7 protein-coding genes are annotated in these 15813 nt (G+C 67.8%); 4 read left to right on the top strand and 3 right to left on the bottom strand.

All coding sequences use genetic code 11. The annotated features are described in order from the left end of the window. Positions 1-248: 248 nt before the first annotated feature. The 4 genes from IE243_RS02175 to IE243_RS02160 are packed head-to-tail and all read left to right on the top strand — an operon-like array spanning position 249 to position 6272. Entirely contained in the window at positions 249-2084 is a 1836-nt protein-coding gene (locus tag IE243_RS02175; protein ID WP_244642633.1) for an ABC transporter ATP-binding protein, read from the top strand. Then, positions 2081-4057, top strand: coding sequence for an ABC transporter substrate-binding protein (locus IE243_RS02170; protein ID WP_191317673.1), 1977 nt, complete (start codon positions 2081-2083; stop codon positions 4055-4057). Before IE243_RS02175 ends, IE243_RS02170 begins: the two co-directional genes overlap by 4 nt. Beyond that, positions 4054-5070 carry an ABC transporter permease gene (locus IE243_RS02165; RefSeq protein ID WP_191317672.1) on the top strand — a complete coding sequence of 339 codons (1017 nt, stop codon included), beginning with the start codon at positions 4054-4056 and terminating at the stop codon, positions 5068-5070. The genes IE243_RS02170 and IE243_RS02165 overlap by 4 nt, the downstream gene beginning before the upstream one ends. A gap of 23 nt (positions 5071-5093) precedes the next feature. Continuing rightward, entirely contained in the window at positions 5094-6272 is a 1179-nt protein-coding gene (locus IE243_RS02160) for an ABC transporter permease (protein WP_191317921.1), read from the top strand. Between the two features lie 458 nt (positions 6273-6730). Here IE243_RS02160 and IE243_RS02155 read toward each other — a convergent pair whose 3' ends face one another. From IE243_RS02155 to IE243_RS02145, 3 genes are all read right to left on the bottom strand, one after another. Continuing rightward, complete coding sequence (locus IE243_RS02155) at positions 6731-7288, bottom strand: PRC-barrel domain-containing protein (protein WP_191317671.1); 558 nt, start codon at positions 7286-7288, stop codon at positions 6731-6733. A 519-nt stretch (positions 7289-7807) separates the two neighbouring features. Further along, complete coding sequence (locus IE243_RS02150; RefSeq protein ID WP_191317670.1) at positions 7808-10042, bottom strand: penicillin-binding protein 1C; 2235 nt, start codon at positions 10040-10042, stop codon at positions 7808-7810. Then, positions 10039-15474: an alpha-2-macroglobulin family protein gene (locus IE243_RS02145; protein ID WP_191317669.1), complete on the bottom strand. Its 5436-nt coding sequence runs from the start codon at positions 15472-15474 to the stop codon at positions 10039-10041. Before IE243_RS02145 ends, IE243_RS02150 begins: the two co-directional genes overlap by 4 nt. Between the last annotated feature and the right edge of the window lie 339 nt (positions 15475-15813).

Below are 15813 nucleotides of genomic sequence, written 5' to 3'. Positions count from 1 at the left end.
GGAACAGCCGCCGGGCGACCGGATTTTCCGGTCGCGCCGCCGCTCAACGCGCAACCTTGCCAAAACCATCCCCAAAGGCGTCCTGTTTCGCAACGCAGCTCTATAGCCTTGCGGGGCCAACCTGTTTAATGCTTGGAGAAGACAGATCCACACGAATGAATGTGGAATATCCGCCGCGATCTTGAGACGCCAAAGTCCGGGGGCATCAGTTGAGTGAAACGCCGCTTTTCAGCATCAGGGATCTCGCCGTGAGCTTCACGGGCGCCGGCGTCGTCACGCAGGCGCTCCGTGGCGTTTCCTTCGATATTCCGCGCGGTCGCACCGTGGCGCTGGTGGGCGAATCCGGCTCGGGAAAGTCGGTCACCGCCCAGGCGATGATGGGCATCCTCCCCAAGGCCGCGACCATCACCGGCGGCTCCATTCTGTTCAACGATCCGGATCGCCCGGACGCCCCGGTGGACCTCACCCGGCTTGATCCCTCCGGCAAGGACATGCGCGCCCTGCGCGGCGACCGCATGACCATGATTTTCCAGGAGCCGATGAGCTCGCTCTCGCCCCTGCACACCGTTGGCGATCAGGTGACGGAAGCCTACATGCTGCACAACCGCGTGCCGGCGCATGTGGCGCGCGAGGTGGCGGAGGCGGTGTTCCAGCGCGTTGGACTCCCTGAGCCAGGCCGCATCTTCAATACCTATCCGTTTGAGCTGTCGGGCGGCATGCGCCAGCGCGCCATGATCGCCATGGCCCTGATCTGCCGGCCGGCCCTGCTCATCGCCGATGAGCCCACCACCGCTCTTGACGTCACCACCCAGGCGCAGATCCTGGAGCTGATTTCCGACCTGCAGGCGGAAACCGGCATGTCAGTGCTGCTGATCACCCACGATCTGGGGGTTGTCGCCAATGTGGCTGACGACGTGGTGGTGATGTATCGCGGACGCATCGTCGAATCCGGCGATCGCGAGACCATCTTCCGCAATCCGCAGCATCCCTATCTGCGCGCGCTGATGAACGCCGCGCCACACTTCGACATGAAGCCAGGCGAACGCCTGACGCCGCTGCGCGAGGTTGCCGACGCGCGTCTGCTCGCCGCCCAGGCGCGCCCGGCGACGAAGCGCCCGGCCGGCCCGGTGCTGGAAGCGCGCGACATCTCCAAAACCTTCACCCTGCGCTCCGGCTGGTTTTCCGGCCAGACCCGCCAGGTGCGCGCCGTGTCCGATGTCAGCCTGACGCTGATGCCTGGGCAGACGCTTGGTCTCGTTGGCGAATCCGGTTGCGGCAAGACCACGGTGTCGCGGATGATCATGCGCGCCATCACGCCGGATTCCGGGACCATCTGCTACGATGAAGGCGACGGCCTGCGCGACATCAGCACGCTGAAGGGCAATGACCTGATGCGCTATCGCCGCGCCGTGCAGTTCATTTTCCAGGACCCCTATGGCTCGCTCAATCCGCGCATGACGGTCTACCAGTTGCTGACCGAGCCCATGCGCATCCACAACGTCGGGACGGAGCAGGAGCAGTTCGAGCGCGCCAGCATGCTGCTGGCCATGGTCGGCCTCGACCGTCACGCCCTGCGCCGCTATCCGCATTCGTTCTCCGGCGGCCAGCGCCAGCGCCTTGGCATCGCCAGGGCCCTTGCCCTGTCGCCGCAGGTGCTGCTGTGCGACGAGCCGGTTTCAGCGCTCGACGTCTCGGTGCAGGCCCAGGTGCTGAACCTGCTGAAAGACCTGCAGCAGGCGCTCGATCTGTCTTACATCTTCGTCTCGCACAATCTGGCGGTGGTGGACTACATGGCCGACGTCATCGCCGTGATGTGCCGGGGACACATCGTCGAGCAGGCGCCGCGCGAGACCCTGTTCAACGCGCCGCTGCATCCCTACACCCAGGCGCTGCTGGCGGCGGTGCCGGCGCCGGACCTCGACCATCCGCTGGACTTCGAGAAACTCCGCTCCGGCCGCTTCTCCGAACCGACGCAATGGCCCGCGCCCTACCGGCTGGAGACCGGCGAGGCGGGGCTCATGCGCGAAGTCGCGCCGCAACATTACGTGCGGCTGGGAGACGCCGCCGGGAGGGCCGCGGCATGACCCGCGATCACCGTAGAATCCCGGACACCCTGCAAGCTGAGGGAATCTCGCGCCGCGCCCTGCTCACCACTGGCGTCGCTCTCGCCGCGGCGCCGCTGCTCGGCCAGACGGCGCTGGGCCAGGGCGCCGGCGAAAGCCCGCTGCTGCAGGCGCAGGTCACAGCCGGCTCCCTGCCGCCGCTGAAGGAGCGCCTGCCACAGGACCCGCTGGTGGTCGACCTGCCGGCCCATGGGCGGCGCACCGGGACGCCCGGCGGCGAGATGACGACGCTGATCGCCCGCGCCCGCGACATCCGCTATCTGTCGGCCAACGCCTACACCCGCCTGGTCGGCTATACCGAACAGTTGCAGATGCAGCCCGACGTGCTGGCTGCCGTCGACGTGGTGGAAGGCCGCATTTTCACCCTGCGGCTGCGACGCGGCCACCGCTGGTCCGACGGCCATCCCTTCACCAGCGAAGACTTCCGCTACTATTGGCAGGACATCATCAGGAACCCGGCGCTGACGCCGTCCGGCCCGCCGCTGTTCCTGCTGGCTGATGGCCAGGAGCCGAAATTCGAGGTGCTGGACGAGATCACCGTCCGCTATTCCTGGCCGCGCCCCAATCCGCTGTTCCTGCCGACGCTCGCTGGTCCGCAAGACCCCTATATTTATCGCCCCGCCCACGTGCTGCGCCAATATCACGTCAAATACGCCCCGGCCGAGCAACTGGCGGAACTGGTCAAGAAGGCGCGGGTGAAATCGTGGGCGCCGTTGCACAACCGCATGGACGCCATGCTGGAGAATTCCAGCCCAACCTTGCCGACCCTGTTCCCGTGGCGCCCCGTGGAAGCCGGAGCGACGCGGATCATCTTTGAGCGCAACCCCTATTTCCACCGCATCGACAGCGCCGGCGCACAACTGCCCTATGTGGACCGGGTTATCGCCGACATCGCCTCCGCCAGCCTGTTCGCCGCCAAGACCAACGCCGGCGAGGTCGACGTGCTCGCCCGTGGCCTGATCATGAGCGACATTCCCGTGCTGAAGCAGGGCGAGAAGGCGCACGACTACGCCACGTTGCTGTGGCGCATGGCCCGTGGCTCGGAGCTGGCGCTCTACCCCAACCTCACCGTCGCCGACCCCATGTGGCGGGCGCTGAACCGCGACGTGCGCTGGCGGCGGGCGCTGTCCCTTTCCATCGACCGGCACACCATCAACAACGCCCTGCTGTTTGGCCTCGGCAAGGAGGGCAACAACACGGTGATGGAAGGCTCGGCGATGTTTCGGCCGGAGTATCGCAGCCGCTGGGCGCAGTACGACCCCGCACAGGCGACGCGGCTGCTGGACGAGATGGGCCTGAAGGCGGCGGCGTCGGGCATTCGCACGGCGCCAGACGGCCGGCCACTGGAAGTGGTGGTGGAAGTAGACAGTGACACCGGCCTCGCCGTCGATACGCTGGAACTGATCACCGAGTTCTGGCGCGAGGTCGGAATCAAACTGTTCATCAAGCCGCAGGACCGCACCATCCTGCGCAACCGCGCCTATGAGGGACGCGCCGTCATGGTGGCCTCCGCCGGGCTCGACAACGCCATTCCCACCGCGCAGATGGCGCCGACCGAACTGGCCCCGGTGCAGCAGGACAACATGTCGTGGCCGAGGTGGGGGCAATACGCCGAGACCAAGGGCAAGAGCGGCGAAGCCTGCGACGATCCGCAAGCGAAGAAGCTTCTGGTCGCCATGGCGTCGTGGATGAACGCCACGGACGAGGCGGTGAAAGCCCGCGCCTGGCATGAGATGCTAGGGTTACACTCTGAAAACGTGTGGTCGATCGGCACCGTCGCCGGCGCCCTGCAGCCGGTGGCCCTGCGCAATGGCCTGATCAATTTCCCCAAAACTGCGCTTTACAGCTGGGCGCCCACGGCGCTGCTCGGGATTTATCGCATGGACGAACTGTTCTGGGTCCGCCCGGAGCGTCGGGGGAGCAATCCGGCATGATCAGCTTCGTTCTGCGGCGCCTCGCCACCATGGCCGTGACCCTGCTGCTGATCAGCTGCCTGGTGTTCATCATCATCAAGCTGCCGCCAGGCGACTTCCTCACCAACCAGATCGCCGAACTGCGCGCCCAGGGCGGTGAGGCCGCAGCCGCCAAGGCCGCGTTCCTCATCAAGCAGTATGGTCTGGACCGGCCGGTGTGGGAGCAATATCTCGCCTGGCTCGGCGTCTGGCCGGGCCCCAATGGCTTCTCCGGGCTGCTTCAGGGCAACTGGGGCTGGTCGTTCGAGTACGATCGTCCGGTCAATGAGGTGGTGGGCGACGCCCTGTGGCTGACCCTGGCGATCAACATCGCCGTGGTGATTTTCGTCCACATCGTCTCGATCCCGATCGCCATCTATTCGGCGGCGCGCCAGTACTCGTGGGGCGACTACCTGGCGACGCTGCTCGGTTATCTCGGCCTCGCCATCCCCAACTTCCTGCTGGCGCTGGTGCTGCTGTATTACATGAACCGCTGGTTCGGCATTTCCATTGGCGGCCTGTATGATCCCAAATACGCCACCGCCCCGTGGGACTGGGACAAGTTCAAATCACTGCTGCAACACATGATCGTACCGACGCTGGTCATTGGCCTCTCGGGCACGGCGGCGATGATCCGGCGCATGCGCGCCAACCTGCTCGATGAACTGGGCAAGCAGTATTACGTCACGGCCAAGGCCAAGGGCCTGCCGCCGACCCGCGCCCTGCTCAAATACCCGTTCCGCATGGCGCTGAACCCGTTCGTCGCCGACATCGGCCATATCCTGCCTGGCCTCGTCTCCGGCTCCATTCTGGTGTCGCTGGTGATGAGCCTGCCGACGGTCGGCCCCATCCTGCTGGCGGCGCTGCGGAGTCAGGACCAGTTCCTGGCAGCCTTCATCCTGATGTTCGTGGCGGTGCTGACCGTCGTCGGCATGCTGATTTCCGATCTGCTGCTGGCGTGGCTGGATCCGCGCATCCGCATGGGCGCGAGGTGAGCGGCATGAGCACGACCCCCACGATGAACCTCCCTTCCACGCCTCGCGGTGAATCCAAAACCCCGCATTTCGTCGACACCGCGCCGTTTGACCCCGGCGCCAGCGAGCCCACGGCCAATGAGGACGAGCGCTATCTGCGCGCCTCGGCCCTGACGCTGATCTGGTGGAAGTTTCGCCGCCACCGGCTCGCCGTCATCTCGGCGCTGGTGCTGGTGGCGCTCTACGCCAGCCTGCCGTTCGTGGAGCTGATCGCTCCTTACGGCCTGACAAAGCGCAATGGCGACTTTCTCTACGCGCCGCCGCAGACGTTGCGGATCTTCCACGACGGCGGCCTGCATCGTCCGTTCGTCTACCCTTACAGCTTCACGTTCAACGAAGAGACTTTCACCCGCGACTACAAGGTGGACGTGAGCCGGCCGCAGCCGATCCGCTTCTTCTGCCCGGGCGAGCCCTACCGGTTCTGGGGACTGTTCGACGCCAGCTTCCATCTGGTCTGTCCGCCGAAGGACGGCACCATGTTCCTGCTGGGCACCGACCGGCTGGGACGCGACATGTTCTCCCGCATCATCTATGGCGCCCGGATCTCGCTCACGGTCGGTCTGGTAGGCATCGCCGTATCGTTCGCCCTCGGCCTGTTTTTCGGCGGCCTCGCCGGCTATCTCGGCGGCTGGGTCGACAACGTCATCCAGCGGCTGATCGAGATCCTGCGCTCGCTGCCAGAATTGCCGCTATGGCTGGCGCTGTCGGCGGCGTTGCCGGCGAACTGGAGCCCGCTGCTGGTGTTCTTCGGCATCACCATCATTCTCGGCCTGCTCGACTGGCCGGGCCTTGCGCGGGCCGTCCGCTCCAAACTGCTGGCGTTGCGCGAGGAGGACTACGTCAAGGCGGCTGAACTGATGGGCGCCTCACGCTCGCGGGTCATTGGGCGCCACCTCATCCCCAATTTCATGAGCCACCTCATCGCTTCCGCCACCCTGTCGATCCCGTCGATGATCCTGGGCGAGACGGCGCTGTCATTCCTCGGGCTTGGCCTGCGCCCGCCGATCACCAGTTGGGGCGTGCTGCTCAATGAAGCGCAGAACCTGGCGGCGGTGAACCTCTACCCGTGGCTGCTGGCGCCCATCATCCCGGTGGTGATCGTCGTGCTGGCGTTCAACTTCATGGGCGACGGCCTGCGCGACGCCGCGGACCCCTATCACTGACAGGCGCTGTCCAGGCTGGAGAGCTTCCTGATCCGTGGAGCTGCTGGCGCCAAAAGCCAAAGGGTCAGACGCATTGAGCTTTGGGGAAGTTGGCGCGGCGCACGCATTTCCTGCAAGGACATGCGTGCGCCGGCCTGAGCTTTGCAGGTCGCCGATGCACCGTCCCGGCGACCTGACATGAGCCGCCTCACAGCTCAGATTTGTTCACTGGCCCCGGAGCAATTCCCGGCCTGCACGGATCGGCAATTGCTCCGGTTTTCCCTGTTTTGAGCGAATTCCGATCGACCAGAGGTTTCCGCCTGGCCAAAAAGCGCTGGCCCATCAGCGCCTGCCCTCACCTTCCCATGCAGGCCGGCCAGCAGCGGCCAGGTCCCGCAAGCCGGCAAAAACGACAATGCCCGCAACAGGCGCGGGCATTGTCGTTGTGCAAACCAGGATATCGGACGCGCCTGGCAGCCTCACTTCGACGGCTTGGCCGGCTCCGAGGCTTTGGCCCTGGCTTTCTGTTCAGCCAGCGTGACGAAGGTCGGAGCCTTTTCCAGCTCGTCACGGGACAGGGCGACCCGGATCTTGTCGACCTTGCCGTCCTCGCCACGCACGACCTCAAGTTTGCCAAACGGCACGGCGACCTTTTTCTCGCCGACGCCGAGGAAACCTCCCACGCCAATCACGGCGCCTTCGGTCGCGCCCGCCGGCCCCAGCACCAGGTCGGTGATGGCTCCAACGGCCTTGTCGTCAGCGCCGACAACCGTCGCTCCGATCAGCTTGCTCGCCATCCACTGCGACCCGCTCTGGCCACTGTAGAATGCGGTCGCGGAGGTGGCCGTCGCCGCCGCCACGGCGCCAACCGCCGTCGGCGCGCGTGTCGCGTCCTTGCCTGTCGCCGTCACGGCGCCGGCCGCCGCCGGAGCCTCGCCATTGGCCTGCGCCAGCGCCGGCGCGGCCATTCCGGCGGCTCCAGCCAGCATCACTGCCACCAGCGCCATGCGGGAAACGGCCCCAAACCTGATCCTCATCAGTCACCCTCTCAGCAAACAACGCGCTCGCGACAATCCACCTGACGACACGTCAGTCCGGAGCGCGGGCGGCGCCGAAAAACACCTGAAGCGCTCTCACACACGCCGGAGCCGAACTCATCCCATGCGCGGAGCAATTCCACGGTCCCTATATGGGGATCGCGCCCCAGAGCCTCAACCGGGCCGTCGGGCGTCAGCCCTGCCCGCAAGCGTCTGGTCATAAATCCCGGCGGCCCGGCGAAGTCGTCCCGAAATCACCCCATGAACCTGTTGCGACCGATACCGGAACATTGGAGCTTTTTAAGGACTGTACGCCGCCTGACTCATGGCGCTTAAGCCAAAATCAGGGACATTTCCCCGGTCAGAGGTTCCGATCCGGCGGAATTTTGCCCATCCCGCCAGCTCCCGACAAGAATGCTCGCGTCCGGGAAACCGTCGACGCAACCAGAGATCGCGCACATCCGCAAAGATGGAGCAAAACGCACCAGTTGCGTTGCCCCTCCCGGGCGCCTTGCACCGCTACTCGATGCGCACCTGCACACTGTCGCTGGTTCCGCGCGAATCCATCACCGACACCCGCGCGAAACCGGCGCCATCGGGTTTCCAGAAGCTCTGCCGTCGCATCTGCGCCTCGCCGACCGGCGCACCATTGACAAACCAGCGCAACGGCGGCGCGCCGCCATTGGCGCGCAGGGCCAGATCCGGCAAGGCTCCCCCCGACCCCGCGCCCAGATCGATGCTGGAGCCATCCGGCGGGAACGAAATGCGCAGCGGCGGAATCAGCGTCGCGGCGATGGTCTTGGGCGCGCCCTTGCGCAAATGTCGCAACGGCGGCGGCAACGTCGCCGCCGTCGCCCTGAGCACGCCAGGCGGTTGCGGCAAGGGCTGCGGTTCGCCGCCGATGCGGGCAAAGGCGTCGAACAGCACCGGCGCCGCCGCGACACGCCCCACCAGACCGGGAACCGAAGCGCCGTCAGCCCGCCCCAGCCAGACGCCGACCGTATAACGGCGGTCGTAACCGATGGCCCAGGCGTCGCGGTAGCCCCATGAAGTCCCGGTCTTGAAGGCAATCCGCCCGGTCACCGCGTTGGCTGGCGGCGGCGCCTCGCGCAGGGCGTCGGCCACATACCAGGCCGCGACCGGATCCGTGAGCCGCCGGGTCTGCCCCACCGGATCGTCCAGCCGCCAGCGCAGTGGAACCACGTCGCCGCCGCGCGCCAGCCCCACGTAAAGCATGGTGAGATCGACCAGCGACACGCCGAGGCCGCCAAGCCCCACTGCCAGCCCCGGCGAAGCGTCGTCCGGCATGGCCAGCCGCGCCCCGGCGCCGCGCAGTCGCGCCAGCAATTGCGGCGCGCCAAGCTCCGACAGTAACTCCACCGCCGGCAGGTTCAGGGACATCTGCAACGCCTTGCGGGCGCTGACCGTGCCCAGGAACCCCATCTCGAAGTTCTCCGGCGCCCATGCGCCATAGCGTGATGGACGGTCGTCCAGCACGGTTTCCGGATGGGCCAACCCCTGCTCGAAGGCGAGGCCATAGATGAACGGCTTCAGCGCCGAGCCCGGCGAGCGAACCGCCCGGCTGGCGTCGACCGCCCCGGCCCGCTCCGCATCAAAATAATCCGGCGATCCCACATGCGCCCGCACCTCGCCGGTGGCGTTGTCGACAACGACAATCGCGGCGGAGATGCGCCGTCCCAGCCCCGCCGCGCGCTCCTCGGCCAGCGCCTGCAATGCGGCCTGCAGGCGGGCGTCAATGGCGAGCGTCACATTGGTTCCCGCCTTCGGCGCGACCTGCGCGCCCTGGCCGGGGGCACCCGGAACCAGGGCGATCACTGCCTCCGGTTCCAGCGCCGCCATGTAGACGGGCGCGGCGACGCCTGAGCCGCCGTCTTGCGCGGCAATGGCCTGTTCGGCCAGATGCGGGGCCAGCATTGGCAGCGCCCGTCGCGCCGCCGGCATGGCGGCGGCGCTGGCGCGTTCGGTCTCGGCGGCGACCAGCGCGCCGGCCTCCAGGCCACGCTGCAGCACCCGCGCCCGCGCCGCGCCGGCGGCGGCCGGATTCCGATCCGGCCGGCGCGCCTCGGGAGACTGGGGCAGCGCCACCAGCAACGCCGCCTCGGCGGTGGAGAGCCGCGCCGGCTCCTTGCCAAAATAAATCAGCGAGGCGGCGCGCACCCCTTCGATATTGCCGCCATAGGGCGCGAGGGTCAGATAGGCGACAAGCACGCCCTCCTTGCCCAGGCGGCGCTCCAGTTGCACCGCCCGCACCATCTGCCGCAGCTTGGCGGAGAAACTGCGCGCCTCACGCGGCTCCAGCAGCCGCGCCGCCTGCATGCTGAGCGTCGAGGCGCCGGACACGACCCGGCCGTTGCGCGCCAGCTGCCACGCCGCCCGCGCCACGCCAAAAGGGTCGACGCCGCCGTGCGCATCAAAGCGCCGGTCCTCATAAGCCTTGAGCAGATTGATGAAATGCGGATCGACCTCGGTCAGCTTCACCGGCAGTCGCCAGCGCCCTTCCGGCGTGGCGAAGGCGCGCAACAGCCGCCCATCCCGGTCCAGCGCCAGCGGCGAGGTTCGCTGCAACACGCTGAGATCAATCGGCCCCAGCGAAGCCGCATAGTGTTGCAGCGCCAGATAGCCGGCGCCGGCGCCGGCCGTGGTCAGCAGCAGCGCAACCAGCCCCAGCCGCCGCAGCAACCGGCCGCGACGCCCGCCAGAGGCCGTCCCCCCTGCTGTTTCGGTCCCGCTCACGGCTTGCGCGCCGCCTCCACCGTCATCACGCCCGAGGCCGACCGGCCGAACCGGTCCGGCCGGTACATGTCCTCCGCCGTCGCCGGCGGATGCACGAAGCGACCCGGCGACACCACGCGGACAATGTAGCCCACATTGATGAACGCTGGCTGGCCCTTGCGCCGCTCATAGGCGGCGACGAAACGGTCGTCGCGGAACTCCGTCGCCGACGGCGCCGTCTGGTCCTTGTCGACCCAGGCGAAAGCCGACAGGGACGATCCCTCCACCAGCTTCGGGTTCTCGATCTCGACGCCCGCCGGCAGGTGGTCCACCACCAGCAGCCTGGCGTTTTCCGCCGCCGACTCGGTGATGCGCAGCATCACCGCCAGCCGGTCGTTCTGACGCAGGGTCGCCGGATCAACCTTCGTTCCGTCGAGGCGATAATAGGCGCGCTCCACCTTGTAGCCGCGCGACAGCTCCGGCTCCGGCGTCAGCGGATTGCCCGAGGTCGTCACCGTGAGTTGCGCCGGCTCGTCGCCGACATTGCCAATGCGCACCGGCTGGGCCAGCGCCGCGGCGTCCAGATTGCGGGACAGTCCGCCGGAGGATGTCTCGCCATTGAAGCTGATGCGCAGTTTCTTCGCGTCCTTCTCCAGCGCCAGGGCCGCCAGCAGCAGCCAGACATTCTCCTGGGTGCTGGTGTAGTTCACTACCGCCCGCGACTGCTCCACCACCGTCGCCGCCTGCTGCACCAGATCGGCGCCTGCGCCCGCCTCGGCGGCCAGCGTCAGGATCGCCGCGCCGTCACGCAGCCGCGAACCATAGTCCGGACGCCAGACGCCGCTGGTCTCGCTCTTCAGGCTGGTCACAGCCGCGCCAAAAGCGTTGTTGGCGCGGGGCCGGTCGCCCAGCAGCGCCAGCGCCGCCGCCACCTGGGCGCGTCCCAGCGGCGTGGAGATTTCCCTGATTTTGGTGTCCGCGAGATAACGCAGATCGCCCATCACCGGCCGGCCGTTACGGGCCAGCACATAGATGGCGTAGGCCAGCCCGTCGCTGCTGCTGGCGTTGAAATCGCCGGCGTTGGCGACGGTGTTGCGCAGCCGCTCCAGCGCCAGATCAAACGGCTGCTGTGGCACGGAGAAGCCGCGTTCGCGCGCCCGGGTCAGGAAGTCGCTCACGTAAGCGTCGAGCCAGATATCGTCGCCGCCCACGGACCACAGGCCGAATGAGCCGTTGCTGTCCTGCCGCGACAGCACGCGGGCGATGGAATCGTTGACGCGCCGGTCGGCGTCATTGTCCGCTGGCATGGCGTGCGCCGCCGCCAACTGGTTGCTGTACAGCAGCGGCAGCGCCTTGCTCACCGTCTGCTCGGTGCAGCCATAGGGGTAAAGATCGAGCGCCCGCAGCAGCGCCGGGGCGTTGAGCGCCGTCGACTGGGTCGCCGCAACCGAGGCTACGCCGGTTCCCGGAACCAGATCCGCCAGCAACTCGCCGGTCAGCTCGACCGATGCGCCGGGCGGCAATGGCCGCACCGTCCGCCGCGCCAGCGCCGGCGCGCCGGGCTGGGTCCGCAGCGCCACGGTCTGGCTCGCCTCCACGTCCCTGCCGTTCACCTGGATGGCGAGTCTGACCACGCCCTTGCCCGTCGCGGTCAGCGGGATCTCGAACGAGGTCTTGCCGCCCTTCGCCAGCTTGAGCGTGCGCGACAGGGCGTCGGCCGGCGCGAGGCCGGGGCCAGCCAGATCAACATTGACGGCGTAGTCGCCCGGCGCCGCGTCCACGTTGTCCACCTGGACGTGCAGGCGCGACTGGTCGCCAATGGCCATGAAGCGCGGCGCAGTCGCGGTGACGACCACCGGATCGCGCACCACCACGTCCGTATTGGCCGAGCCGACGCGGCCGGCGCTCCACGCCGTCGCCATCACCCGCACCGCGCCGTTGAACGACGGGATGTCGAAATTCACCACCGTCTTGCCGTCCGGCCCGACCTTGACCACGCCGGAATAGCGCGCCAGCGGCTCCTGCGTCGGGGCGTCGCCCTGCATCAGCGCCGCCGCGTCGCCGCCGGAGCGCAGGGCGCCGCGCGCGCCCTGCATGCCGTCGATGAGATAGCCGTAAAGGTCGCGCAACTCCGCGCCCAGCTGTCGCTGCCCCAGATAATAATTCTGCGGCCTTGGCGGCTCGTAGCGGGTCAGGTTGAGAATGCCGACGTCCACCGCCGCGACGGTGACGAACGCCTCCTCGCCCGGCTTCAACCCGGTGAGCGTCACCGGAATCGCCAACTGGCTGCGTGGTCGCATCTGCGCGGGCGGCGCCAGCGTCACACCCAGCTCGCGCTGCTCGCGATCGATGGAGAACCACGACAGGCCAAGCGCCCGGCCGGGCATGCGTTTCGCCGCCACATCCAGCGGACGGTGGGCGAAGGCCACCGCATAGGCGCCCGCCCCCCAGTCCGCTTTCACCGGCACGCTTACCGTCGTTCCGTCTGCGGCCAGCGACACGGCCTGTTCATGCTGCACCCGGTCCGTGACGATCATCAACGTGGCGGTGCCGCCAAAGCGGGCGTTAATGCGCGCCTGCATCACGTCGCCGGCCTTGTAGGCGGCCTTGTCCAGCGTCACCTCCAGAGCGTCCGGCGTATCGGCGCTGGCTTCCACCCCATAGCCCACATGGAAAGAAACGCTGGTGACCGCGGCGGCTCCGCCGCCATCGGACGTCACCTCCAGCCGCCAGGAACCCCAGTCCACCGGCGCGGCGATGCGGGCCGGAGCCCCGGCCGTCGCCTCGATGACGCCGTCGCCGACGCGGCGGCTGGTCTTCACCGGCTCGGAATTCCAGCGGCCGTCGCTGTTGAACCACTGATAGCGCCGCTCGACCTTGTACAGGCTCCATTTCAGCTGCCGGGCCATGCGGGCGCCGTCGGGTTGGGCCATCACCACGTCGAAATTGGCCGTGGCCCCTGCGTTGAGTTCGCCAAACAACCGCTTGACGCCAATCACCGGACCGGCGGGCAGGATCGGCAGCGTCACCGAGCGCGAGACGGCGCGGCCGCCATCCTCGCCAACGCGCAATGTCACGGTCGCCTGCAACGGCCGGGCGGCGGCCACGTCGCTCACCGGCGCCGAAACCACGGCCTTGCCAGCCCCGTCGGTGCGGACGGTTTCTTCCAGCTCGGCGGTCACCGCCTCGAATTTTTCATCGTCGATGCCAACCTGGTAGCCGTCCAGCCCCTTCACCGCCGTCGCCGGCGCCTCGGCGACGCCAACCTCGCCGCTCACGGTCAACCCGGAGCCAGGCGCGCCATAGAGATAGCGCGCATCCACCGCCACCTGGGCCGGCTCGCCCGGCTGCAACACCGGCGCGGCCGGCTTCAGGTTCACCTCCAGCCGCTCAGGCACATAGTCCTCGACCAGGAAGGTGGCCTCGCCGACGGAATCGCCCTTCGGGTCGACATAGGCCTTGACCCGCCACGTGCCGCCCTGTGCTCCGGAGAGCAGTGGAATTGACAGCGACCGGCCGCCCAGCCCCTGGTCCTCGACCACAGCGCGGCGATATTCCACGCCATCCGGCCGACGCACCACCAGGGTCAGCGGCGCGCCAGCCGTCGCCTCGGCCCGGTTGTTGCGCAGCAGGGCGGTGAGGAACACGGTTTCGCCGGAACGATAAACGCCGCGCTCCGTGAAGAGGAATGCGTCCATGGGCCCGGGAGCCTCACGCCCCTTGACCCCGCGATCGCTCAAATCGAACGCGGTCTGCTCCAGGTCGAGAAACCCGTAGTCGCCATCGGCGCCATTGGCCACGACCATGCCGGGGGCAAGGCCCCCCTTGCCGCGCCCCAGCCCCGGGTCAAAGGCGACGACGCCGCTGGCGTCGCTCTTCTGCGTCGCCAGCACGTCATTATTGCGGGCGACAAGCCGCACCTCGACGCCGGAAACCGGCTTGGCGGTGGCCAGAGAGCGCACAACCGTCCTGACGCCATTCTCGGAAGAAACGGCCGTAAGCCCCAGATCGGAAACGACAAACCACTGCGTCGCCCGCTCGCCGTAGTCGGATTCCCGATCAAGCGGCACGGCGCCGACCGGCTGGGCGGTCATCACATAGACGCCCGGCTCCAGTTTGCCGCCCGTCGCCTCCTGCACCGGGAAAGCGGTGATAACGTCAGCGTTGAGCTGCGACTTCACCTCCAGGTCGCCGGACCAGACCTTGTAGCCCTTCTGGGTCAGCACCTCGTCGACGCCATCGCGCGACAGTTGCGCCATGAAATTGCCCGAGCGCACGGTCGGCAACAGCGAACGGTCGCCAATCCGCGCCAGCTCGATCCGCACGGCGCTGGTATTGACCGTGACGACCGGAATTCCTTCCTGGCCGGTGCGCGGCAGCACGTAATTGCGGCCGGTAAAGCGCGCCATGGCCGAACGGTCGCGGACATAGATCTGATAGTCGGCGTTGGCGAGCAGGTCCTCGCCGACAGCGGACGGCAGCCCCTGACGCAGCACCACGCCATAAGTCTGTCCATGGCGGAGCCCGTCGACGCAAAGCTGCTGCCCTTCGGTCGTCACCGCCGCATTGGCGGCGCCGGCCAGCGCCACGAAGGGCGCGAAATCAACCCGACCGCGCGCCAGCGGCTCGGAGAAGGTGAAGCAGACGCGCGGCGAGGCGGCGTCGGAATCCACCTTGTAATTGGTGATGCGGAAGCCGTGTTTCTTGCGCAGATCGGCCCAGGCGGCGCGCACGTTCGGCGCTGGCGCCAGCGCCAGCGACGCCGCATAGGCGTTCAGGGCCGGACGCCAGGAACTGGTGGCGGCAAGCGCCGCGCCAAGTTCCGCCAGCGCTTCGGCCTTCTGCTGTCGCTCCGTCGCGAACTGATAGCCAGCATAAGCGGCGGTGATGGCGTCATTGCGCAACCGCCAGCTGTTCGAGCGGTCGCCCGGCGCGGCCTCACGGGCGGCGCGGGCCCAGATCAGCCATGCGGCGGCGTCCTTGCCATCAGCGAAGATGGCGTCGCGGGCGGTGGCCATCGCCGTTGCCCACTGCCCTCGCCCCAGCGCCATTTCCGCAGCCTGGCGAGCCTGCGCGCCCGGCCGCTGGCCGGCTCCTGGCTCGGCCCGCAGCCGTGTTTCCAGGCGCACGGCGTTGCTGGCCAGATCCTCCCGCACGAAAACGTCGGCCTGGCGGGCGGCCGGGCGAGCCAGGTTCGCGGCCCCGGTCTGGGCTTGAGTCTGGACCTGGGCTTGGACCTGGGCTTGGGCCTGGACTTGGGCCAGCGCCGGTTGCGACGCAAAGGCGCCAAATCCGGCTACCAGCGCACCGGTGAAAAGCGCTCCGGTGAACAGGGCGGCGGCGACGCCGGATCGGCGCCGCGCATGAACGTCGCGCGCCGGTTGCGAACGCGGCAGTCTCACGTCAGGCGGCGTCAAGGCGGCGCCTGCTTCGCTGGATCGCCTGCTGCCCATACCGTTTCTCCCTGACTGACCCGTCATGCCCTGCTCCGGCTGCGTTATTCTGCCCTTGCGCCGCGGGCGCTTTCAAGCAAGCACGCCGCAAATTTCGGTAAAAATGCGCAATATCAACAAGATAGACGATCACCCTGATTCAGGTTGCAAACATCCGGAACGGGCGGCGCGAGGGAGTCTCCCGCGCGCTGGCGATCACGGCAAGGCCACGCGACAGCCGGCGGCCTCAGTTTCTCGTGACCAGCAGCATGCAGCGTCGGCGCTCGCAATATTTGCCATGCGTAACCGCCTCGTGAGCCGCCCGCCGCCGCCGCACAATTGACCTCTTCCATGTCGGCT

The organism is Camelimonas fluminis, from assembly GCF_014656355.1.
In the GTDB taxonomy this organism is placed as follows: domain Bacteria; phylum Pseudomonadota; class Alphaproteobacteria; order Rhizobiales; family Beijerinckiaceae; genus Camelimonas; species Camelimonas fluminis.
The sequence above is the reverse complement of the archived record's forward strand: the minus strand, read 5'-3'. Positions and strand labels throughout refer to the sequence as shown.